This is a genomic window from Kocuria sp. SM24M-10 (assembly GCF_001027955.1).
Taxonomy (GTDB): Bacteria; Actinomycetota; Actinomycetes; order Actinomycetales; family Micrococcaceae; genus Kocuria; species Kocuria oceani.
The window spans coordinates 35,889-58,025 of the sequence record NZ_LDNX01000120.1; the positions used below are offsets into that span (position 1 = coordinate 35,889).

General features: G+C 73.2%; 18 protein-coding genes and 1 pseudogene. 8 read left to right on the forward strand and 11 right to left on the reverse strand.

The features are described 5' to 3' along the window. Positions 1 to 67 precede the first annotated feature (67 nt). Positions 68 to 898 (reverse strand): hypothetical protein, encoded by an 831-nt coding sequence (locus ABL57_RS13795; protein ID WP_082157455.1) that lies wholly within the window; start codon positions 896 to 898, stop codon positions 68 to 70. A gap of 106 nt (positions 899 to 1,004) precedes the next feature. Here ABL57_RS13795 and ABL57_RS13800 point away from each other — a divergent pair, with 106 nt between their 5' ends. Continuing rightward, on the forward strand, positions 1,005 to 2,219 hold the full coding sequence (locus ABL57_RS13800; protein WP_047804052.1) for an alpha/beta hydrolase: 1,215 nt from the start codon (positions 1,005 to 1,007) through the stop codon (positions 2,217 to 2,219). Between the two features lie 123 nt (positions 2,220 to 2,342). After that, a complete protein-coding gene (locus ABL57_RS13805) occupies positions 2,343 to 2,600 on the forward strand; it encodes a hypothetical protein (protein WP_047804053.1) in 258 nt (85 codons plus the stop codon). Positions 2,601 to 2,699: 99 nt separating this feature from the next. Here ABL57_RS13805 and ABL57_RS13810 read toward each other — a convergent pair whose 3' ends face one another. Both ABL57_RS13810 and ABL57_RS13815 read right to left on the reverse strand, forming a co-directional pair. Then, positions 2,700 to 3,164, reverse strand: coding sequence for an ester cyclase (locus ABL57_RS13810; protein ID WP_160310801.1), 465 nt, complete (start codon positions 3,162 to 3,164; stop codon positions 2,700 to 2,702). Positions 3,165 to 3,437: 273 nt separating this feature from the next. After that, positions 3,438 to 4,271: a hypothetical protein gene (locus tag ABL57_RS13815; RefSeq protein WP_082157456.1), complete on the reverse strand. Its 834-nt coding sequence runs from the start codon at positions 4,269 to 4,271 to the stop codon at positions 3,438 to 3,440. A gap of 221 nt (positions 4,272 to 4,492) precedes the next feature. Between ABL57_RS13815 and ABL57_RS13820 the strand changes: the two genes are divergently transcribed. Beyond that, entirely contained in the window at positions 4,493 to 4,705 is a 213-nt protein-coding gene (locus ABL57_RS13820) for a hypothetical protein (RefSeq protein ID WP_047804056.1), read from the forward strand. Between the two features lie 184 nt (positions 4,706 to 4,889). Here the strand turns inward: ABL57_RS13820 and ABL57_RS13825 are convergent. The 6 genes and pseudogenes from ABL57_RS13825 to ABL57_RS13850 all read right to left on the reverse strand — a co-directional run bounded on the left by ABL57_RS13825 (position 4,890) and on the right by ABL57_RS13850 (position 12,770). Beyond that, positions 4,890 to 5,834, reverse strand: a pseudogene (locus ABL57_RS13825) (transposase). Between the two features lie 402 nt (positions 5,835 to 6,236). Next, complete coding sequence (locus ABL57_RS20830) at positions 6,237 to 8,744, reverse strand: S8 family serine peptidase (protein WP_152683402.1); 2,508 nt, start codon at positions 8,742 to 8,744, stop codon at positions 6,237 to 6,239. 146 nt (positions 8,745 to 8,890) lie between these two features. Then, entirely contained in the window at positions 8,891 to 9,151 is a 261-nt protein-coding gene (locus ABL57_RS13835; RefSeq protein WP_047804057.1) for a hypothetical protein, read from the reverse strand. A gap of 17 nt (positions 9,152 to 9,168) precedes the next feature. Continuing rightward, positions 9,169 to 9,441: a hypothetical protein gene (locus tag ABL57_RS13840; protein WP_047804058.1), complete on the reverse strand. Its 273-nt coding sequence runs from the start codon at positions 9,439 to 9,441 to the stop codon at positions 9,169 to 9,171. Between the two features lie 117 nt (positions 9,442 to 9,558). Then, entirely contained in the window at positions 9,559 to 11,259 is a 1,701-nt protein-coding gene (locus ABL57_RS13845) for an NAD(P)/FAD-dependent oxidoreductase (RefSeq protein WP_047804059.1), read from the reverse strand. After that, positions 11,256 to 12,770, reverse strand: a complete 1,515-nt coding sequence (locus ABL57_RS13850; RefSeq protein WP_047804060.1) for an amino acid permease — start codon at positions 12,768 to 12,770, stop codon at positions 11,256 to 11,258. Before ABL57_RS13850 ends, ABL57_RS13845 begins: the two co-directional genes overlap by 4 nt. A gap of 98 nt (positions 12,771 to 12,868) precedes the next feature. Here ABL57_RS13850 and ABL57_RS13855 point away from each other — a divergent pair, with 98 nt between their 5' ends. Continuing rightward, a complete protein-coding gene (locus tag ABL57_RS13855; protein ID WP_047804061.1) occupies positions 12,869 to 14,455 on the forward strand; it encodes a PucR family transcriptional regulator in 1,587 nt (528 codons plus the stop codon). Positions 14,456 to 14,459: 4 nt separating this feature from the next. On the opposite strand, the gene ABL57_RS13860 is transcribed toward ABL57_RS13855, so the two are convergent. Continuing rightward, positions 14,460 to 15,266 carry a carbon-nitrogen hydrolase family protein gene (locus ABL57_RS13860; RefSeq protein WP_047804062.1) on the reverse strand — a complete coding sequence of 269 codons (807 nt, stop codon included), beginning with the start codon at positions 15,264 to 15,266 and terminating at the stop codon, positions 14,460 to 14,462. A gap of 304 nt (positions 15,267 to 15,570) precedes the next feature. On the opposite strand from ABL57_RS13860, the gene ABL57_RS13865 reads away from it, so the two are divergent. The 3 genes from ABL57_RS13865 (at position 15,571) to ABL57_RS13875 (ending at position 19,809) form a co-directional block, all read left to right on the forward strand. Further along, positions 15,571 to 17,109 carry a PucR family transcriptional regulator gene (locus tag ABL57_RS13865; RefSeq protein ID WP_047804063.1) on the forward strand — a complete coding sequence of 513 codons (1,539 nt, stop codon included), beginning with the start codon at positions 15,571 to 15,573 and terminating at the stop codon, positions 17,107 to 17,109. A gap of 283 nt (positions 17,110 to 17,392) precedes the next feature. Further along, a complete protein-coding gene (locus ABL57_RS13870; RefSeq protein WP_047804064.1) occupies positions 17,393 to 18,688 on the forward strand; it encodes a Glu/Leu/Phe/Val dehydrogenase in 1,296 nt (431 codons plus the stop codon). 248 nt (positions 18,689 to 18,936) lie between these two features. Further along, positions 18,937 to 19,809, forward strand: a complete 873-nt coding sequence (locus ABL57_RS13875; RefSeq protein WP_047804065.1) for a Bax inhibitor-1/YccA family protein — start codon at positions 18,937 to 18,939, stop codon at positions 19,807 to 19,809. Positions 19,810 to 19,908: 99 nt separating this feature from the next. Here ABL57_RS13875 and ABL57_RS13880 read toward each other — a convergent pair whose 3' ends face one another. Then, entirely contained in the window at positions 19,909 to 20,511 is a 603-nt protein-coding gene (locus ABL57_RS13880; protein WP_053004976.1) for a hypothetical protein, read from the reverse strand. Positions 20,512 to 20,674: 163 nt separating this feature from the next. Here ABL57_RS13880 and ABL57_RS13885 point away from each other — a divergent pair, with 163 nt between their 5' ends. Next, positions 20,675 to 22,123, forward strand: a complete 1,449-nt coding sequence (locus ABL57_RS13885) for an AI-2E family transporter (protein ID WP_053004977.1) — start codon at positions 20,675 to 20,677, stop codon at positions 22,121 to 22,123. The last annotated feature ends 14 nt before the right edge of the window (positions 22,124 to 22,137 follow it).

Genomic DNA, 22,137 nt, shown 5'->3' on the forward strand with positions numbered 1-22,137 from the left:
GGGGAGCTGGATCGCACGGCCACGAGCACGGCCACGGTGACCACCGCCCCGGCGACCAGCCGGCGGTTCAGCGCGGCAGATGGCGTTCCAACCACAGGGTGCACCACAGCTTCAGTTGGAGTTCGTCCCAGTCGGGGAAGTCGACAGTGAGTGCGGTGGGTCCGTAGCGGTGCACCGCCACGACACCGTCGCGGTCGGCGAGCTCGGCGATCAGCTGTTCCACCAGCCCGGGGTGCGCGGCGATGTCCTCGCGCAGGCCGACGTCGAAGCAGTCGACCTCGGCGACCACCGTCACCATCGGCTCCTGGAGGTCGGTGGCCTCCGGGCCCAGTCCGTGCAGGGCGTCGATGGTGCGTCGGGTGTGATCGAGCATCTCCGTCCCGGACAGCGGGGACCTCCCGTGGGCTGACTGGTAGGCGCCGTAGAGCGGGAAGGCGGGCAGGAAGATCTGGTGGTGACCGGCGGCGAGCACCGGCCGGTTGTGCAGCGGGTGGTCACCGATCAGGTGCTCTCCGACGCCCCAGGTCGCCTCGGGCACGGCAGTGCGCAGGATCTGTCCGAGGTAGGACACGAAGCCGTCCACCAGGAGGATGGTCTCCGCCGGCGGGTGCGGATCCACCAGTCGGCCGTGCCGGGCCCAGGACGGCCAGGTGGGGCGGGTGGGGTCCTCGGTCAGGGACGTCGGGGCGGTCCCGAGCTCGATGGCCCGGGCACTGATCCACGCCCACAAGGGGGAGATCGAGTAAACGGAGCCCTCGAGCATCTCTTCGGGATCCAGACCGGCGCCGGTCAGGGTCCCGCTCAGCCGGCGCAACCCACCGGTGCGTTCGGCCAGGTAGGCGTCCAGCGCGTCCGCTGCCTGCCGGGCGTCCATCAGCTCGTAGAGCAGGTCCCCCATGGGCATGACCATACCCCCGCTCGGTTCGGGGGAACCCTCCTCGGGATGCGGCCGGTGCGCCGCTGATGCCCGGGGTGACGCCTCCGGCCGGTTGTTCGCCGATGCGATGCACGACGAGTTCGGCACCTGGATGCTGGGCTACACCCCTTACGGCGGTGGTGACTACGGCGACGTCGCCGCGGTGGCCGCACAGGTGGGCGAGGGCGACGACGGGGCGTTCTACGACGCCTGGGTCGCCGCCGGGGACCGGGCCGCCGCCGAGGCCGGGACCGCAGCGGCGGCCGGGCACCGGTCGAGCGCGGAGGAGCTGTACCTGCGGGCCAGCGCCTTCTACGCCAGTGCCTATCACCCGCTCTACGGCACCCCGGTGGATCCTCGTCTGCTGCACGCCTACCGGGCACAGGTCCGGGCCTTCGACCGCGCCATAGCGCTGCGCCGGACCCCGGTCCGCCCCACCGAGGTCCTCCTGCCCGACCCGGCGCGCGGATCGGTGCGGATGCCCGTCTACCTCATCCCCGCACCGGGCCACGAGATCGAGGTGCGTCCGCTGCTGATCCTCGTCAACGGCTACGATGCGACCATCACCGACATGTACTTCGCCTCCGCGGTCGCCGCGCTGGGCCGGGGCTACCACTGTCTGCTCTTCGACGGACCCGGACAGGGCGGGGTGCTCTACGAGCAAGGGGTGCCGCTGCGCCCGGACTGGGAGGTGGTCGTCGCCGCGGTGATCTATCACGCCCTGGAATCGGCGATCGTGGACCGGGACCGGATCGTGGTCAGCGGCTGGAGCCTGGGCGGATACCTCGCCCCGCGCGCCGCCTCCGGGGACACCCGGATCGCCGCCTGCATCGCCGACCCGGGTCAGTGGGACCTGGGCGTGCCGGTGCGCGCTCTCCTCCAGCGCTTCGGAGCCACCCCGCACCAGGTCGCGGACCCGGCCCTGCTCGACGACGCCGTGCTGGATCGGGTCATCGAGACCGTGCGCGCCGACCCCGGACTGGCCTGGGGAGTGCTCCGGCGCGGATTCTGGGCCAACGGGGTCACCGACCTGCGCGGCTTCCTCACCCAGACCCTTCGGTTCACCCTGCGCGATCGCGTCGCCGGGATCCGCTGCCCGGGGCTGCTGACCCGCGCGGAGAACGATCCCCTGGCCGCCGGGGTGGCCGACTTCGCCGCCGCGCTGTCGGCTCCGACCACGGTGCTGGAGTTCGCCGCGGCCAAAGGAGCCGGCGAGCACTGCGAGATGCGGAACCGGTCCCTGCTCAACCGCCGCGTCCTGGACTGGCTCGACGACACCCTGGCCTCCCAGGACCGGCCGTGACGACCACCGCCGCGGCGGGCTGCCGCAAGTCGGCGCGTCGCAGGCCCAGACGACCGCGCCCGGCGGGGCGCTCCCGGCTTCGACCCAGGTGCAGCACAGGAGGCGGTGGCAGGCTCGGGCACTATGAGCACACCGACGACGCGCAGCCCGTACGAGAGAGCCGCGGCGGCGCGGACGGCCACCCGCGCGGGACTGGCCGTGCTGACCGCCGTCCTGTTCTGCGCGGCCGTCTACTTCGCCGAGATCGAGTTCATCACCGCCGCCCTGCTGACCGGGGTGGCCGGCGTCGCGGTCGACCTGCGGCAGACGGAGAAGCTGGCCCGGGCGCGGGCGAAGACCTGGGCCGGGCCCACGACCGCCGGACGCGCGAATCCGCGCTGACCGACCCCGACCGGTCGGGCCCGGCGTCCCGCGCCCCACCGCGGCGGGGGCGAGGACTCTGGAGCGGTCGTACCGGGGCGGTGCTGCAGGGGCGGCGGATCAGACCAGGCCGAGCTGATGGGCCAGGTCCATGATGTCCAGGTAGCGTTGCTCCTCCGCGGTCAGACCGTCCTCCCCGAGCCGGTCGAAGACCGCCATGGGGACCGAGACGCGGCGTCCGTTCGCCGGCATCTCCCCGGTCGGCATCGACAGAGGCCCGGTGTGGGTGCCCACGAAAATCAGCCGGAGCACGTTCGTGGATCCGTCCTCGAGCAGTTCCTCGAGTTCGAGCGTCATGTCCGGCATGGCGCTGATCCATCCGCGGGTGTCCTCCTCGATGGCCTCCCGGCCCTGCAACGGTCCGGGTGCGGCGGGGGTGTAGACGATCGCGTCGTGGCTGAAGGTCGCAGCGAAGCCCGCGGCGTCGTGGGCGTTGAGGGCCGCGAGGGCGCGCGTGACCGCCTCCCGCCGCTCATCGCCCGCGCCGGGCACGGGCCCCACGACGGATGTGTGCGTGTCGTTCATGACGGCCTCCACTCCTGGTCCTTGCTCTCCGGGAAGTGCTGTCTCCGAGGCTAGGCACCGCATGCGGGCGTCTCCAAGCCTTTCGACGCGATCGCCACCGGTCCGTGACCGTCGACCACATCGTGACGCCGGCCGTGCCCGGCCACGCCCCGGCGCCCCACGGCAGGACTCACGCGTACACGTGCCCACCGTTCCCGGAAGCGCGCGGCAGCGCGCGGTGCCGGGGCGGTTCCCGGCCTCCACGGCACCTGCGGCTGACAGTTCCGCGTCGGGTCAGCGCGGCAGGTGGCGCTGCAGCCACAGGGTGCACCACAGCTTGAGGCGCAGCTCGTCCCAGTCGGGGACGTCGACGACCAGGGCGGCGGGCCCGTAGCGGTGGACGGACTCGACGCCGTCCCGGGCGCACAGCTCGTCGATCAGCTGCGGCACGATCTGCGGATGGTCGGCGGGGATGTCCTCGCGCAGGCCGACGTCGAAGCAGTCGATCTCGGCGACCACCGTCACCAGAGGCTCCTCGATGGCGGCGGCCTCCGGGCCCTCTCCGTTCAGGGCGTCGATCGTGCGGCGGGTGTGGGCGAGCATCTCCGTCCCGCTCATGGGGGACCGGCCGTGAGCGGACTGGTAGGCGCTGTAGAGCGGGAGGGCGGGCAGGAAGATCTGGTGGTGATCGGTGGCGAGCACGGGATAGTTGAGCAGCGGGTGGTCGGCGAGGAGATGTTCCCCGACCTGCCAGGCCGCGTCGGGGGCCGCGGCGTCGATCAGCCGGCCGAGGTAGGAGGCGAAGCCGTCGACCAGCGCGATCGTCTCGGCCGGTGGGTGCGGGTCCACGAGCCGGCCATGCCGTGCCCAGGACGGCCAGCCGGGCCGGGTCGGATCCTCGGCGAGCACATGCGGGTCCACCCCGAGCTCGGTGATCCGTGCGGTGATCCAGGCCCACAGCGGGGAGACGGAGTAGACCGACCTGTCGAGCGTCTCGTCGGGGTCCAGGCCGCCGTCCGCGAGGGCACCGCGCAGACGCCGCAGCGCCGGGTCGCGTTCGGCCAGATAGGCGTCGAGCGCGTCAGCGGCCTGTCGCGCGTCCATCATCTCGTACGGCTGGTCCACCATGGGGGTGACCTTACTGCGGATCGGCGTGTTCCGCTTCCCGGCCGTGCGCGGACCGGGGCTGCGGTGGGCGGGGCGGGGCTCTTCCGTGACGGGGGCGTCCGGGTGCACAATCTGATCCATCGAGGGCCTCGCGAGCGCACCGATGCACCGGTGCAGTGGGGTCCTCGGTCCATCGACGACCTCCCGGGACCGGCCGGGACGGCCCGAAGGAGTGCGCTGGCATGGAGTCCAACGAGTGCACCGAGTGCGACTGGGGCACGGTGGCCCGCTACCGGGTGACCGCCACGCAGGAGATCGTCCAGTTCTGCGACGAGTGCGAGGCAGTGTGGGACGCAGAGGAGGACCGCACGTCGCCGTCGGTGACCACGATCGAGCAGTTCCTCACGGTGCGCGGGCTGCCGCTGCTGCGGTCCGGCCTGGTGCCTCTGGTGTGAGCCGGGGCGCGCGGTCCTCCGAGGGGCCGGACGAGCCCGTGCCGCTGGGCCTGCACATCATGCCGACGCCGCGGGGTTCCTTCCCGGGAGAAGCGTCCTCGCCCCGGTGACGGAGTGCCGCCCTCGGGAAGCGACGTCTGTCGCCCGGTGGGCGGCGCCTCACCGGGGGCCGCTGTCGTTCTCGTCAAGCGGCCAGGGCCGCCGGTGACGAGTTCTGAGGTGCGTCGGGGTCCTGGTAGAGGGTGTCGTCGCGCAGCATCGCGAAGGGCACGTCGGCCCGGCGGGCCAGGGCGATGATCGCCCGGTTGTGGCGCTTGCCCTGGCCTCTCTTGCGGTCGTAGTAAGCCCTCGAGAGTTGAGGGCCGAGCGAGAAGGCCGAGAGGAGCAGGGGCCGCTTCAGTCGTTCGTCCCCGCCCTTGGTGGCGTGCTCCCCGCGGACCGAGGTGCCCGACCGCCTCATGCCGGGGGCGACACCGGCGTAGGAGACCAGGTGTCCGGCGTCGGCGACATACTTGCCGACGACCTCGGTGAAGATTCGCGCGGCGGTCCTGGCTCCGATGCCGGGCATCGGGGTCAGGACCTCGGAAAGAGGGTGGGTCTCCTCCAAGGCCTCGACCTCGGCGTCCACGGTGGCGCGGTGGTGGATCGACACAGTCAACTGCTTTGCCAGGATCGGGATCACGGAGGCGGCGGCCCTCGGCGTCGGCGACCACCACGCTCTGCTGCCCCAGGGCGTCGAAGACCTCCTCGGTCAGGGCCTCGTCCACCCGGACGCTACGCAGGACGTGCCGCTTGATGCGGACGGTCTAGGCGATGATCAACATGCCGCGGGCGTCGGTCGTGGCCGTGCCCGGGTGCAGATCCGCCGCATGGTCAGCCCCGGCAGATACGCCACGGAGACTCGCTTCATTGCCTGGTCCACGACCACGGGCAGCACCCCGATGGTGGCCGGTTGTTCCACGACCATCAGCACCGGACCGTGCGCAGCGGCCAGTTCGATGAGGATGATCCGCAGCCGGGCCTCGTCGTTTCTTGGGGCCTTGTCGTGGACCGTCTTCCCGGTCGAGGTCACGGCCACGGCGTGATGGTCGGACGAGTCGATATCGAGACCGTCGAAGACCGACGGCAGCGGTTGCTCCGACACGATCGGCTCCCTACCTCCTGCACTGGCTGCTGCACGAGCTGCTGGCCGGCCGGAAAGTGGTGACGTTCGGCATCCACGTTACGACAGTCTTCGAGAAGAAGGTTGCGCCTCTACCAGCGATCCGTGACCACCGGACCGGTCCTCGGTGACAACATCCCCGGATCATCGATGACCGGGGGGCAAACGATCATGCCGAGGACCGACCGGCCAGCACTCCTCCATTCTGCTGGACGAGGGAGCTGGGGCGAAGGTAACGGGAGGCTCCGTGGGCCCGGGCGGGCCCATGGCCAGGATCCGCGAGGCGGCTGTGGGCCGGTCGTCGATCCCGGACACACCGCGGCCCCGCTCCGTGGGACGGATGCGGGGCTGCGGTGTGTCTGGACGTGGTCAGCGGTAATCGACCCGGGTCGATCCCCCTGGGCGCCAGGTGATCGATCCACCCTGGAAGTGCTGCACCACGGAGCCGTCGGCGCGGCTGATCTCCCCCGTCCGGGGGAAGCCCAGCCGGCTCCTGGTCCCGCCCAGGGCGAGGTAGGTGTTACCGATCGAACCCTTGATCTCCTGCGCGTAGGTGGTCGGGCTCCAGTAGATCCGGCCCCTCTGGAAGGCCTGGTACACCCCGCCGGTGCCGGTCGGAGTCTCGTCTGAGACCGGATAGCCGAAGCTCCCCGCCGTGCCGCCGGACCGGGCGTGGTGTCCGGCGATCGAACCCTGAAGCGCGTGTGCCCCGGTAGCCGAGGTCCAGACGATCCGGCCTCTCTGGAAGAACTGCTGAACTCCGCCGGTGCCGTCCGGCGTTTCCCCGGAGGTGGGATAACCCAGGGAGTTCTTCTCGGAGCCTGCTCGATCGTAGGCGCCGCGGATTGCTCCCTTGACGGCGTAGGCCCCGGTCTGCGGACCCTGCACGATCTTGCCCTTCTGGAAGATCTGGTAGAAGCCTCCGGCGCCGTTGCCCCGCTTGTCCGAGGTCGGGTAGCCGAGGACTCCCCTCTCGTTGCCCAGCGCGGCGTAGGCCGCTCCCACAGGGCCCTCGAGCGCGTAGGCGCCGTGGGCGGATCCCCAGAGGATCTTGCCGTTCTGGAACAGCTGGTAGGCGCCGCCGATCCCGTTGGACCTCTCGTCCGAGCGGGGGAAGCGCAGCACCCCGTTGGCGGTGCCGTGGCGCTTGTAGGCGGTCTCCACGCCTCCGCGCACCCAGTAGGCCCCGGTGGCGGGGGACCAGTAGATGGTGCCCTTGGTGAAGGTCTGGTAGACGCCGCCGGCGATGGGCTTCTCGTTGGAGGTGGGGGCCCCGGTCTGAGCCTTGATCCGGGTGTAGAGGGAGCCGATCGCGCCCTTGGTGGTGTAGCTGGGCGCCGGGGCGGTAGGAGCCGGTGCGGCGGGAGTCGCGGTCAGGGCGGGCTTGGTGATGTAGAGCGCGTCGTGCGTGTTCAGCGTCTTGGCCCCGCCCAGGGACGCCTGGGGATCACCGGAGTCGAGGATCTTCTGCTTGAGCTGGTCGGAGGTCAGCGTCGGGTTCTTCTGCTTCAGCAGCGCCAGGGTGCCCGCCACGTGTGGGGTGGCCATGGAGGTGCCGTAGTCGACGCGCGTACTGGCCGCGACCGGGCCCCTGGTGCCGGTGTTGCCGGCGGAGTGGATGTAGTCGCCGGGGGCGTAGATGTCCACGGCGGTTCCGGCGTTCGAGTACGGGGCCCGGGGGTACCCGGCCGCGGTGTTGGTCGGGCCGTAGGCGCCCAGGTTGGCGATCGCCCCGGTGGTGATGACGTTGTAGCAGTTTCCGGGAGCGTAGTTCATCGCCGGGAGGGGTTTGGTCGAGGTGGAGTTGTTCCCGGCGGCCACGGCGACGGGGATGCCGCGGTTCCAGGCGGTGTTGATGGCGTCCTGCAGCAGCGGCGGACAGGTGCCCCACATGGACAGGGACATGTTGATCACGTCGGCGCGATCCGCGATCCGGCCGGGGCCGACCACGGACTCGCCGGCCAGCCAGTACACGGCCGCGGCCATGTCCGAGACGTAACCCGTGCCGCAGGCGCCCAGCGCCCGGGCATTGATGATCTTCGCGTCGGGGGCGATGCCGACGGTGCCGTAGGTGTTGCGCGCTGCGGCGGCCGAGCCGGCCACGTGGGTGCCGTGCCAGATGGAGTTCGTGGCCGCGGAGCCGGCGTAGCACTGCCCATAGGCCGAGTAGGTTCCCGGGTCGCGCCCGTCGGCGTCGCGGCCGTCGCCGTCGTTGCTCAGCGCCGTGGAGGAGACGAAGTCGTAGTCGTTGATGACCTTTGCGTCCAAATCCGGGTGGCTGGCGAGGCCGGTGTCGACGATGCCGATGTTCACGCCCCTGCCGGTGGCGGTGTCCCAGGCCTCGTAGGCGCGCAGCTGCCGCAGCGCCCACATGCTGCCGGCCCACGGGTCGGAGGCGGTGGCGGCGGCCTGCGCCAGCTGCTCGGGCTGCTCGGTCGTCCCGGTGATCGTGGCGGTGAACACCCGCCGGTCCGGTTCGGCGTAGTCGACGGCGGGGTCCTCGGAGATCTCCTGCGCCAGCTTCTCCACCTCCTCGGTGGAGGTCTCCTCGGCCAGCTCGAGGACGGCGGCGCCGTCCACGACGGTGTTCACCCGGGTGGCCTCGGCGGCTTCGGGGACGTCGGCCGTCTCGGCGGCCTCCTCGACGAGCCTCTCGACCGGCGCGGCCTGGGTGGTGGCGTCGTCCTTGTACTTGACGATCACCCGGTCGGTGGTCTTGGCCGCCTCCGGCAGCGGGCTGGGCTGCTCGGCGAGGACCTGCTGCTCGGACGGGGACGATCCGGCCTGATCCGGGGTGGCCGCTGCGGGGGTCAGCGGTGCCAGCACGAGGGCCAGGGCGAGGGCGGACACGGTAGGGGCGAGCGTGGATCGTTGCATGGGCGTACTCCTGGGGGGTGGGGGTCCCGAGACAGGTTCTCACATGCAAATACATGCGGAAAGATCTAAACGGAGATCACGGCTTCATCACGAAGTGTGACGCCACCTGGGGCGCAGGCCGATCCGTGCGGTGTGGCGCCGGGGGGTCAGAACGCGGAGACCAGGGCGCAGAGCAGCTGGGCGTGGCCGAGGCCGAGGGGGAGGGCGGCGGTCGCCGCGGCCAGGCCCGCGCCGGCCACGGCCCGGTCCAGGTGCGCGGCCGCGGCCGCCCGCGATCCGGGGGCCCGGCGCCGGCCGGGCCCGGAGCGGTGCAGCCCGGCCTGGACCAGGCTCCACGCCGACGTGGCGACGGAGGCGGCCACGACGAGGCATCCGTAGAGCACGAGGACGCCGGGCAGCTGCACCATCGGGGATCTCCGGCCGCTCAGCCGGCGGCCAGCGCCACGGCCAGCCCCAGGGTCAGCACGCCCACGAGCTCCCACGTGCGGCGGTAGGCCCGGCGGTACTGCTGCTCCCCGCGCAGCTCCAGCCATGCCACCGTGGACGGGGCCAGGGCGGCCTGCGCCCCGCTGCGGGATCGGTGCAGCCGGGTCAGCGTGCCGATGTAGCGGCTCCAGTGCAGGGCGGACAGGCCCCCGACCACGAGCAGCACGGGGATGGCGGCCAGCAGCACCCACGAGACGAAGGAGTCGGGCATGGTGGGCCTCCGGCGGTGAGGGATGTTCTCCACCAGAATGTGTGCACCAGCAAACACTTGTCTGTCCGCAGATGTGGGGCCGCCCCGGCGGCCCGGGGGACCGCCGGGGCGTGGTGCTCAGTCCAGGGCGATCGGCCCGAGCTCGTCGAGGAGGTCTCCCGGCCCGGGGTTGCCGGGGGCGCTCGCCCCGCCCAGGTGCCGGACGACGCCCCACACGGCGTTCAGGCCGGTGGTCACCGCCCCCTCGGCCCAGCCGGCGGTGAAGGAGATGTCGTCCCCGGCCAGGAAGATGCCGCGCTGGTGCTCCGGGAGGCCCTCCTGCGCGAAGTGGGTGAACAGGCGCTGCTGGTAGCGGTAGTGGCCGGGCAGGTTGGCCTTGAAGGCGCCCATGAAGTTGGGGTCGGCCTCCCAGGAGACGGTGATCGGCTCCCCGACGATGTGGGAGGCGATGTCCACGTCCGGATAGATCTGCTTCAGGGAGTGCAGCATCAGCTCCACCCGGCCGTCGGCGTCGAGGGCGAGCCACTTCAGGGCGTCGTCGTTCCAGGTGTAGGACAGGAGGATCACGGCCGGCCGGTCCGGGCCGTCGTCGAGGAGGTAGGTGGCGCGCGGCAGACGGTCGGTCAGGGTCATGCTCAGGGTGTCCCGCCCCGTGGCCGGGTCGACGTCCTTCCAGAAGGGGCGGTCCACCATCACGAACGTCTTCGAGGACTGCATGTAGTGCGAGCGCTCCATGGCGGTCCACAGCGGCGCGGGGAAGAGTCCCTCCTCGGTGTGGATCCGCGTGGAAAGCAGCCAGGACTGGCAGGTGGCCACGACCGCGCGGTACTCGGCGGCGCGCCCCCACTTCTCCTCGATGCGCAGGTCCCCGACGCCGCCGTCGGCGGTGGCGGGGCGCGAGATCCGGGCCACGGCGCCCCGGGGGGAGCCGTGGTGCAGCGAGGCGAGGGACGTCCCGGCGGGCCAGTGGGCGATGTCCTCCGGGGCGTGGTGCCACAGCGCCTCGGGGAGCCGCTGGGCGCCGCCGGCGATGCTGCGGTGACCGTCGTCGGCGTCGGTGTAGACCACCCGGAGGATCTCGAGGATGGAGTTGGGGAAGTCGGTGTCCCAGCCCCCCGTGCCGAAGCCCACCTGACCGAAGGCCTCCCGGTGCTCGAAACCGGCCTCCTTGAACGCCGTGCTGGCGGCGATGAACCCGTAGAAGGTCTGCTCGTCGAGGTCGCGGACCAGCTCGTTCCAGAGCTGTTTGATCCGGCGGGTGTCGCGGGCCTTGATCGCCTCCTGCATCTGCAGGAACTGGGCGCCGTCGTCGACCGCGTGGTGCCAGGCGTCGGCGACCTCCTGGAAGAACGCGGGCAGCTCGTCGGGGGTGCGGGCGTAGTGGGACCGGCCGCCGAGCTCGATGACCGTGCTCGGGGTGACCTCGGAGAGGGGGTTGGGGAACGCCTCGGTGCGCAGCCCCAGCTTGTCGACGTAGTGGTAGAAGGCCCGGCCGGAGACCGGGAACCGCATCCCGCCCAGGTCGGCGGTCACCGACGGCGCGCCGGAGAACGAGGCCGTGCGGAGCCGCCCGCCGATCTCGCCCGCCTCGTACACCACGGGGTGCAGGCCCAGCTTCATCAGCTCGTAGGCCGTCACGAGCCCGGACAGGCCCGCCCCGATCACCGCGACCTTCGTGCCGAGTGCGGCCTCGGGCACGCTGCCCAGTCCCGCCGGGTGCTGGAGGTAGGTGTCGTAGCCGAACGGGAAGTCGGGGCTGAGCATGGTGATCGGCGCGGCGCCGGCGCCGGAGTGGTTGATGTCGGTCGCGATGGTCATGCGGTGTCCTTCACGGTCTCGTGGGTCGGGGTCACAGGGGCGGAGGCCTCCGCGTACTCACTGTCGGTCAGGGCGGCCACGGCCGAGTGCCTGCGGCCGTAGCCGAGGTACACGCCGGCGCCGACGGCCATCCAGAGGGCGAACACCACCCAGGTGGAGCCTCCCAGATTCAGCATGAGGAAGGCGCACATGAGCACGGCGAGGATCGGCGTGACCGGATAGAACGGCACCCGGAAGGTCCGGGGCAGGTCGGGGCGGGTGCGGCGCAGGTGGATCACGGCGAGGCTGACCAGGCTGAAGGCGAAGAGGGTGCCGATGCTCGTGGCGTCGGCCAGCTCGCCCAGGGGCACGAGCCCCGCCGTGGTGGCGATGACGCCGCCCGTGATCAGCGTGTTCGCGATCGGGGTGCCCGTGCGGGCCGACACCCGGCCGAAGACGGGCGGCACCAGACCGTCGCGGGACATGGCCATCAGGATGCGCGTCTGCCCGTAGAGGACGACGAGCACGATGCTCACGATGGCCACGACGGCGCCCGTGGCGAAGACGAGCGAGACCCAGGGGCGTCCGGTGATCTCCTGCAGGACGCCCACGAGGGCGGCCTCCTGGCCGTCGAACCAGTGCCACGGGCGGGCACCGATGGCGGCCACCGCGACGAGGATGTACAGGGAGGTGATCAGGGCCATGGAGAGGATGATGGCCCGCGGCAGGTCCCGCTGCGGATCGCGGGCCTCGTCCCCGGCGGTGGAGGCGGCGTCGAAGCCGATGTAGGAGAAGAACAGGCGGGACGCCGCGGCGGTGACGCCGGCGGTGCCCATCGGGAGCAGCGGGGCGAAGTTGCGGGAGTCGAAGGCCGTGAACGCCACGGCCACGAAGAACAGCAGGACGGCGATCTTGAGCACCACCAGCACGGTGTTCACCCAGGCGCTCTCGCGCGATCCCCGGATCAGGACCACCGTGGCGAGCAGCACGACCGCGACGGCGGGGACGTTGAAGACACCGCCGTCCCCGGGCGGCTGCACGAAGGCCTCCGGGAGGGTGACGCCGAACGCCGTGGCCATCTCGGTGAGGTACTCCCCGGCGCCGACGGCGATGGCGGCGACGGACACGGCGTACTCCAGCAGCAGGCACCAGCCGCAGATCCAGGCGAGGCCCTCGCCCATGGTGGCGTAGGTGTAGGAGTAGCTGGACCCGGAGACGGGCACGGCGCCGGCCATCTCCGCGTACGAGAGCGCCGAGAGCATGGCCGCCACACCGGCGATGACGAACGAGATCCACACCGCCGGCCCCGCGAGGGGCACCGAGTCCCCGAGCACCACGAAGATGCCCGTTCCGAGCGTGGCGCCCACGCTGATCATGGTCAGCTGCAGCAGCCCGAAGCTGCGGATGAGCCCGGTGCTGGCGGTCTCGGACTCGCGCGCCATCTGGTGCAGCGGTTTGCGCCGGACCAGCTGGCTGCCGAGCGGGAGGCCCGGGCGCGACCGCCGGTCCGGCAGGGTGGGTGTTGTGGTCATGGTGGCGTCCCTTTCGACGAACGACCTGCGGGGCACCACACACCCTAGGGATGTGACGTGCATCTCAGGCGGGACGAAGTGTCCTATAGTTCCCTCGCATGAGCGGAAATGCACCACTGCGGGAACCAGCCGCCACGGAGGGCTGGGGGGAGCTGACCCTGGACCGCCTGCTGGCGCAGATGCCGGCGGAGCTGGAGCTGGTGACCTCCTGGGCGGGGGCGTCGGCCCCGCCGCTGCGCTGGGTGGCCACCAGCGAGCTGGAGGATCCCACGCCCTTCCTGCTGGGCGGGGAGCTTCTTCTCACCGCCGGGGTCCCGCTGGCCGGACGGTCGCCGGCGGAGGTCGCCGACTACGTCGCGCGGCTGGCCGCCGCCGGGGTCACCGCCCTGGGGCTGGGCGTCTCCCCGGTGCACGAAGCTCTTCCCGCCGGGCTCGCCCCGGCCTGCGCGCAGCACGGCCTGCCCCTGGTGCGGGTCGCGGAGCACACGCCGTTCGTCGCCGTCACCCGCAGGTTCGCCGCCGTGCTGGAGGCGGAGAACGACCGGATGGCGCGGCAACTGGTCCAGGCCAACCGCCGGATGCTCAGGGCCGTGCTCTCCGGCGCCCCGGAGAGCTCCCTCCTGGAGGTGCTGGCCGCGGAGGTCCGGGCGTGGGCGGTGCTCACCGGTGCCGACGGGCGGATCAGTGCCTCCGCGGGCCGTCCCGTCCTCGACGAGGAGCAGCTGCGCCCCCTCCAGGAGAAGATCCTCGCCGGCAGCGGCCCGCGGGTCGAGGTGGCCAGCTTCGCCGAGCCCGGGGCGGCCGTCGTCGTCGGCCACCCCCTGCGCAGCGAGCGCGACGTCAACCTCGGCACGCTCGTCCTCGGAGCGTCCGCCGCGCTCTCCCCGGCCCAGCACACCGCGGTCTCCGTCGCCGTCGGCCTGCTCGAAGTGCTCCTGCGTCAGCGCACGGTCGGCAACCTGGCGCCGAGCCGCCTCGCCACCGCCCTGCTGCTGGGGGCGGGGGGGCCCGGGGATCGCGCCGTGCTGCGGGCGCTGGCGCAGAGCGTCGCCGGCCCCGAGGGGGAGCCGGTGCGGGTGGTGCAGGGGGTCCGCGGGCAGGGCCACGACGGGCCGTGGCCGCCGCTGGTCCCCGACGAGCTCCCCGAGCTGCTCCAGCTGCGCCGGCTGTTCGACACCCGGCTCGTGGAGCTCACCGAGTACGGCTTCGTCACCGTCACCCGCTCGCCGGTGCCCGGCCGGCTGGTCACGGACCTCGAGTCGCAGGGGTGGGTCGTGGCCGTCGGCCGGCCCGCGGGACTCTCCGGTCTGCGGGCCGCGCACGAGGAGGTCTCCGCCCTGCGCCGGAGGCTGCGGGCCGGCGGCGGGAGCCTGCGCGCGGAGGACGTTCCGTGGTCGGTGGCGGGCCTGCTCGGCCCGGAGTCGGGGCGGCTGGTGGCGGACCGGCTCCTCGCGCCGCTGGAGCAGCTGCCCGAGCAGCGGCGGGAGCTGCTGCTCGCCACGCTGCGATGCTGGCTGGACGCCCACGGCAGCTGGGACGCCTGCAGCCGCCGGCTCGGCCTGCACCGCAACAGCGTGCGCCGGCACGTGCAGCAGGTCGCCGAGCTGCTGGGCGTGGACCTCGACGACGCCCGCGTGCGCGCGGAGCTGCTGATCGCCCTGCAGTTCGTGCCCGGGGCGCCGTAGTCCCTCAGCGGGCCGAGCGCCCGCCCCAGCGCCCGTACAGGTCCGGGCGGCGGTCCCGCAGATAGGGCACGCGCTCGCGGGCGGCGGCCACGAGGGCCGAGTCCACGACGGCGTGCACCAGGTCGGGGCCCGTGCCGGCGTGGGCGAGGAGGCTCCCGTCGGCGCCGGCGACCACGCTCTCCCCGCCGAACTCCAGCCCGCTCTCGGTGCCGCAGTGGTTGGCGTAGGCGATCACCACCTGGCTCTCGAGGGCGCGGGCCGGGAGGAGGATGTTCGGCACGGCGGCGAACCCGGCGCCGAGGGCGGTCGGGACCAGCAGCAGCTCCGCGCCCTGGTCCGAGGCGGCGCGCACGCTCTCCGGGAACTCCACGTCGTAGCAGATCAGCAGCGAGACCCGCAGGCCGCCGTGCTCCACCACCTGCGGGGCGTCCTCGGCGGGGGTGAAGGCCCGCCGCTCCTCCTCTCCGAACAGGTGCACCTTGTCGTAGCTCAGCACGGCCCGCCCGGCGTCGTCGAGGAGCGTGGCGGCGATGTGCCAGCGCCCGCCCGTGCCCTCCCGGGGGGCGCTGTAGACCAGGGCGATCCCGTGGCGGCGGGCGATCGCGGCGGCGCGGTCGGCGATCAGGCGCAGGTCCTCGGCCGTCAGCCGCTGCCGGACCAGCTCGGGGCTGTAGCCGCACGGGAACAGCTCCGGGGTGAGCAGCAGGTCCGCGCCGTCCTGGCGGGCCCGCCGCGCGGCGTCGTCGACGACCCGGAGGTTGGCCTCCAGGTCGAGGACCGTGGCCTCGGCCTGGAGCACGGCGATCTTCATGGGCGGCCTTTCTCGCAGGAACCGGCGCCGGGCGGGAATCCGCCGGCGCTGCGGGCTGTGATGCCCGGCACAGTCTGTCAGCACGTTGTCCGCGGAGCAACAATTGTTGCCACGGCGATCCCGGGCGGGGCCGTTCCGGACGGCCCCGCCCGCCGAGACGCCGGCCGAGCCGATCCGGGAGCCGCGCCCTCGCCCGGACCGGCACGATAGTCTCGGCGGCAGCGGTGCGGGCCGGCGCGCCGCGGCCGGGGGCGGGACGCCGCCACGGCCGTCGTCCTCCCGGCCGGCACGGAAGGACACATCAGTGATCACGGTCGCCCAGGTGCTCGGGCTCGACGGCCTGGGCCTGCGCATGGTCGTCGAGGGGGACACGGGCGCCCCCGTGAGCTGGGTGGCCACCAGCGAGCTGGCCGACCCCACCCCCTATCTCAACGGCGGGGAGATCGTCCTGTTCACCGGGCTCAACAGCCCGGTCGACCGGCCCTCCTGGGGGCGCTACGCCCGCCGCCTCGCCGAGAAGGGGGTCGTGGCCCTCGGCATGGGCGTCGGGCGCAGCCTGTCCCACCCCGAGGTGCCGGAGCAGCTGGTCGAGGCGGCCCGGGAGGCCGGCCTCACCCTGTTCAGCGTGCCCGAGGAGACGCCGTTCCTGGAGCTGATCCAGGCCGTGGCAGAGATGCGGGCCGCCCAGGAGCGCACCGCCCTGGAGGCCATGCTCACCATGCAGCGCACGCTCACGCGCGCCGCCACGGGCGCCGACGGATCCACCCGGGTCCTGGAGTCCCTGGCCGGGCTCATCGAGGGGAGCTGGGCGGCGATCTGCACCGCGGACGCCGAGATCACGCACCGGTCCGCGCCCGTGGTCCCGGAGCTGCCCACGGGGCGGAGCCTGGAGGAGCTCGTCGACCGGCTCCGTCCCGCGCGGCTGCGGGGGTCGCTGAGCGAGTCCGGGCCCGCGGGCAGCATCGTGGTCCACCCGCTGGGCGTGCAGGGCGTGCCGCTCACCTACCTCGTCGTGGTCACGCCCCGGCCCGCGGAGCGGGCCCAGGCCGGGGCGATCACCACCGCCGTGGCCCTGCTCTCCCTGCACGCCGAGCGGGCGGGGGAGCGCGCCCTGTTCCGGCGCCGGGTCCGCGCCGGAGCCCTGGCCCTCGTCCTGGGGGGCGACGTGCGCTCCGGGGACGCCCTGCTGGCGGTCGCCGAGGACGGCGGCTGGGCCGGCTCGTGCGGAAGGGTGCGGGTGGTGCGCCTGCGCGGGGACGCGGAGCCGGTCCGGGAGGCGGCCCGGCGGATCGAGGGATTCGCCGACCGCACCGGCCACCGGGCGCTGGTGGGCGCCGCGGCGCAGGACGGGGCCGGGGAGGCGGACGTCGCCGTGCTGGTGGAGGACGACCCGGAGCTGCTCCGGGCCCTGCGCGAGGTCGTCGAGCGCTCCGGCGCCCGTGCCGGAGTCGGCGGCGCCGCGCCCGTGGAGGCCGCGGGCACGAGCGAGCACCAGGCCCTCGACGTGCTGGGGCGCACCACGGCCCGGCACCGGGTGGGGGTCTGGGACGACCTGGTGGCCGGTGGCTTCGCCGGGCTCCTGCCGCCCGAGGCGGCGCGGGCCTTCGCCCGGGACCTGCTGGCGCCGGTCAGGGCCCGGGAGGGCGGCGAGCAGCTGCTGGGGCTGCTGCGGACCTTCCTCGCCCACAACGGCAACCGGCGGCAGGCGGCGGCCGAGCTGGGAATCCACCGCAACACGATGCTGCAGCGGCTGCAGGCCGTCGAGCAGGCCCTGGGCCGCTCCCTGGACGACCCTCAGTTGCGGGCCGACCTCTGGATCGCCCTCCGCGTCCACGACGGCTAGAGCCGGCCGGGCGCCGGCGTGGGCTCCGCCGGTCCCGGACGCCCGGCGGCACCCGCCGCACCCCCGCGACCGGTGGGCACTCTGCACATCGGGCGGGGTGGACAGCGGCACTGTGCCGCGCGGGTGTGAGCCTAGTCTCGCAGTGTCGGGACGTGCGGACCTGGGTCCGCGGGGGCCCCGCTCCGCCGTCGGCCCCCGCCCCGCCCTGCGCCCCGGCGTCCCGGCGAACCGGTCCGTGCACCGGGCCGTACCGCGCCGCGTCATCCGCATCGAAGGAGATCCCATGACCACCCCCGTCCTCGCTCCCGCCGCCGACGCCCCGGGGGAGGCGGCGGCGGGCACCGGCCCGCTCGCCGAGGCCCAGGCCCAGCTGGCCGCGGCCGTGCGCACCCTCGGCTACGAGACCGGGCTGCACGCCCTGCTGGCCCGGCCGCGCCGGGAGATGACCGTGTCCATCCCGCTGCGCCGTGACGACGGGAGCGTGGAGGTGCTGACCGGCCACCGGGTGCAGCACAACTTCTCCCGCGGCCCCGCCAAGGGCGGGCTGCGCTTCTCCCCGGCCGTGGACCTGGACGAGGTGCGGGCCCTGGCGATGTGGATGACCTGGAAGTGCGCGCTCCTGGACGTGCCCTACGGCGGGGCCAAGGGCGGGATCACGATCGACCCCCGCCGCTACTCCCGGGGCGAGCTGGAGCGGGTCACCCGCCGCTACACCTCCGAGATCCTGCCGATCATCGGCCCCGAGCGGGACATCCCCGCCCCCGACATCGGCACCGACGAGCAGACCATGGCCTGGATGATGGACACCTACTCCGTGTCCGTGGGCTACACCGTGCCCGGGGTGGTCACCGGCAAGCCGGTGTCCGTGGGCGGGTCCCTGGGCCGCTCCGCGGCGACCTCCCGCGGCGTTGTGCACATCGCCCTGGCCGCCCTGGCCCACCGGGGGATCGCCCCGGCCAGGGCCACCGCCGCGGTGCAGGGCTTCGGCAAGGTCGGTGCCGGGGCCGCCCTGTTCCTCGCCGAGGCCGGGGTGGAGGTCGTCGCGGCCTCGGACCAGTACGGGGCGGTCCACCGCGCCGGCGGGCTGGACGTGCCCGCGCTGCAGCAGCACGTGGCCGCGACCGGCTCCGTGGTCGGCTTCGGGGGCGCGGACCCGCTCCCGGCCGAGCGGCTGCTGGGGCTGGAGGTGGACCTGCTGGTGCCGGCCGCCGTGGAGGGCGTGCTGCACGCCGGCAACGCGGCCGAGGTGGCCGCGTCGGTCGTGGTGGAGGGGGCCAACGGGCCGACCACGGCCGCGGCCGACGAGATCCTGGCCGCCAACGGCGTGCTGGTGGTCCCGGACATCCTCGCCAACGCCGGCGGGGTGATCGTCTCGTACTTCGAGTGGGTGCAGTCCAACCAGGCCTACTGGTGGTCCGCGGCCGAGGTCGACGCCCGCCTGGAGGCCCGGATGCTCGCGGCCTGGGGCAAGGTGCTCGAGGTCGCCGGCGAGCGCGGACTGAGCCTGCGCGAGGCCGCCACCGTCACGGCGGTCCAGCGGGTCGCCGACGCCCACCTCACCCGCGGCCTCTACCCCTGATCGGCGGCGCCGCCGAGCCGGCGGCACCGCCCAGCGGCGCCGCCGGCCGGACGGTGAGCAGGGTGCGGGCGGGGGCCCGGCCCCGCGCGCGGGGAATGCCCCGCCCCCGCGGTGCCCTCCGCGGGGGCAGGCACCGCGGTCCGCGCCACGCCCTCGGCTTAAGCACAGCCGTTCCCCTGCTTCCACGATGCCTGCGTTGCTACCCTTGAGGGACATCACGCACAGCAGTGCCAGGGAAGGACCGACACATGGCCGGCGGGAACCCGCTCCTCCGCGATTTCACCAAGCAGGGCGCAGGCAGCGCCCAGCAGTCCCACGGGACCCAGTACGGGCAGAGCTCCTACGGGACCCCCTACCAGCAGCCCGGATACGGCCAGGCCGGATACGGTCAGACCGGCCCGTACTCCGCCGACCGGCTGGACTCGATGTACAACGCTCCGGCGGCGGGCACCAACCAGACCGGCCGGATGACCTACGACGACGTCATCATGCGCACCGCCACGGTGCTCGGCGCCGTGGTGGTCGGTGCGCTGGCCGGCTGGATCATGCCCGTGCTGACCCTGCCGGGCGCCCTGATCGGGTTCGTCCTGGCCATGGTCAACGTCTTCAAGCGCCAGCCCTCGCCGGCGCTGATCCTGGCCTACGGCCTGTTCGAGGGCATGTTCCTCGGCGGCATCTCGAGAATGTTCGAGAGCATGTACCCGGGCATCGCGGTCCAGGCCGTGATCGGCACCCTCGCGGTGTTCGGCTCCGTGCTCGTGCTCTTCCGCTCGGGCAAGCTGCGCGCCTCCGCACGGGCGACCAAGATCTTCATGGTCGCCCTCATGGCCTACGTCGTGTTCGCCCTGGTCAACCTGGGTGCCGTCCTGCTGTTCGGCTTCAACATCCGCACGGACAGCCCCCTGGGCCCGTGGCTGGGCCTGGCCATCGGCGCGATCGCCATCCTGCTGGCGGCCTACAGCTTCGTGCTCGACTTCGAGAACATCAAGCGCGGTGTCGAGGTCGGCGTCCCGGAGAAGATGGCCTGGTCCGCGGCCTTCGGCCTGACCGTCACCCTCGTGTGGCTCTACATCGAGATCCTGCGCATCCTGGCGATCATCCGGGAGATGACTTCCAACTAGGTCCTCGTTCCCAGGTTCCGCCACCGGCGACGGCCCGGTCCCCTCACGGGACCGGGCCGTCGCCGTGTCCGCTGTCCCGCCCCGGGGCGGGCGGTGGCCTCAGTGGTAGGTGATCCGCGGACCGGGCGCGGGAAGGGTGGCCGCGTGCGCCGCGGCGGCCCCCCGCGGCGGACGCCCCACGAACAGCCAGCCGAGCACCTTCTCGTCGGAGCCCAGCCCGTAGAAGGCGCGCAGCGCGTCCTCGTCCGCGCCGTCACGGGGCGCCCAGGCGGTGGCCCAGCCCGCGCCCCAGAAGGCGGCCTCGAGCAGCGGGCGGGCCCCGTGCGCGGCGGCGAGCTGCTCCTTGCGCGGCGCCCCCAGGGCGTCGTCGGGGCTGAACACCAGCGCGCACCCCAGCCCCCCGGTGCTCGCCCACTGCAGCGACCCCCGGAACGTCGCCAGCCGCCGCAGCTGCTTGCCCTTGAGCCGGGGGAACGGCGTGCTCATGGTGGGCACCCGGCGCATGCCCGCGGCCGCCGCCGCCAGCTCGGGCGCGGAGCGGCGCGTGGTCACGGCCACCCGCCAGCTGAGCCCGGGGTCCGCGGCGGCCGGGCCGGCGGCCGCGCGGAGCACGGCCTCCAGCTCCTCCCGCGGCGGGGCATCCGGGGTCAGGGCGGAGGCGGGACGCCGCTGGGCGAGGATCCGGAGGAACGCACGTGACATGGCGCCAGTCTGTCACCGCGGGCGCCCCGGCGGCGGTTTCCGCGACAGCCGCGTCGGCCGTCCCCGGCAGAGGCGCTCCCGTCCGGTCCGCACCCGGAGGAACCGGGTGCCGGTGTCGGCCCCGCGTCACCTGCCGGTCGTCCGGCCGTGGAAGGATGATGCCATGCCTTCCACTGCGCACGACGCCGAGCGTCCCCCGCTCCCGGGGCCCGGCAACGAGCTCCCGCCGTTGCACGGCAACGCCGCCGGGGGTGTGGCGGTCTCGGTGCGCGTCGCCGCCGCCTGGTCGTGGCGGCTGCTCATCATCCTCGCGGCCGTGGGCCTGTTCGGCTACATGCTCTCCACGATCACGGTGGTCATCATCCCCGTGCTCATCGCGGGGCTGCTCGCCGGCCTGCTGTTCCCCCTGGTGAAGGGGATGCGGGCCCAGCACGTGCCCGCCGGTCTGGCCTCGGGCCTCACCGTCCTGGGCTTCATCGGCCTCGTGGTGGGCCTGCTCGTGCTGGCCGGGCGGCAGATCGTGCTCGGCTTCGCCCAGCTGTCCGAGAACGTGGTGGTCGGCACCCAGCAGCTGCTGGGCTGGCTCGAGGACGGGCCCCTGAACCTCAGCGCGGACAGCGTGAACGACTGGATCGACGAGCTCGGCACCACGGTGCAGGACAACAGCCAGGCCATCCTGAACGGGGCCATGTCCTTCGGCTCCACGGCCGGCAACGTCCTGACCGGCATCATCATCATGCTGTTCACGCTGCTCTTCTTCCTCATGGACGGGGAGCGGATCTGGCTCTTCCTGGTCCGGCTGTTCCCGGTCAGCGCCCGGCGCGCCGTCAACGGCGCCGGGCGGCGGGGCTGGCACTCGCTCGTGCAGTACGCCCGGATCCAGGGCTTCGTGGCGTTCGTGGACGCCGTGGGCATCGGCCTGAGCGCCTTCTTCCTCGGCGTGCCCCTGGCCCTGCCCATCGGCATCCTCGTCTTCCTCGGCTCCTTCATCCCGATCGTGGGCGCGGTGCTGACCGGCGCGGTCGCCGTGCTCGTCGCCCTCGTGGCCAACGGCTTCGGCACCGCCCTGGCCATGCTCGCGTTCGTCCTCCTGGTGCAGCAGATCGAGTCCAACGTCCTGCAGCCCCTCGTCATGGGCCGGGCCGTGTCCCTGCACCCGCTGGCCGTGTTCCTCGCCGTGGCCTCCGGCACGATCCTCTTCGGCATCGCCGGCGCCCTGTTCGCGGTGCCCGTGATGGCCTTCCTCAACACGGTGGTGCGCTACCTCGTGGGCGGGACCTGGAAGGGGGACGACGAGATCCCGTGGGAGCCCTACTACTTCCCCTGGGAGATCAAGAAGCACGCCAGCCGCAACGAGCTGACCCGGGACCAGATCATGGCCCAGCTCCAGCGCTTCCGCCGGACCCGGGCCCAGGAGCGCCTCCAGGCCGCGCTCAAGCGCGGGCGCAAGGCCGACCGCACCCGGACCGCGGCCGGGGACGCCGGACGGCCGGGCGGCGGACGGCCGGGCGGCGGACGGCCGGATGACGGACGGCCGGATGGCGGCGAGCGGCCGGAGGAGGCCGGCGCCGGCACCGGGGAGGCCCCCGGGCGGTCTCCGGACACCGACTAGGATGGGGACCGCGC